This window comes from Pseudoalteromonas sp. AWM4_233, from assembly GCF_056158285.1.
Map to the genome: position 1 here is coordinate 3,513 of NZ_JBSWSZ010000100.1, position 486 is coordinate 3,998.

Here is a 486-nt window from a genome sequence, read left to right on the forward strand (position 1 = left end):
GTAAACATAAACATACCTTTCAGGTGACACACTTTCAATGTCCACAGCAACATTATTCGCGAGTTTCCAACTGTGGTTATCATGGAGCATATGCAGCTCATCGACGATTAAATCTTCTTGACTACACAAGCTAATATTCGGTCGCCACCGTGACCATCGATCAATACGTTTGCCAACAAAATCCAACTGTGTCCCGATCAATGTTACCGCAATTGTCTTCTTCATCAACCTATCCCTTAAGATACATACATATCCAAAATATTATATTTGTGCTTTTTTGATTGTCTATGTCGCTTGCAAAAAATGAGCAAAAATAAAAATTTAACTATTTAAAATCAACAAATTAAGACTTTTGTTTTTTGTTTGCTTATCGTTTGGCACATCACTTGATATGTATTATTCGTCTGGTTAAGTGGTCGTGATTCAAAAAATCACTCCGGTGCGCTAGGTGCTGTGTAAGAGGTGAATCTAACCGTCGTTAACCTT

Annotated in this window: 1 protein-coding gene; it reads right to left on the reverse strand. The window is 36.8% G+C overall.

Features of this window, described 5'->3' with window-relative positions; translation table 11 throughout:
• The coding region (locus ACXAC4_RS21160) for an RNA repair transcriptional activator RtcR family protein (protein WP_475165164.1) at positions 1–225 on the reverse strand (225 nt) is incomplete at its 3' end.
• Between the last annotated feature and the right edge of the window lie 261 nt (positions 226–486).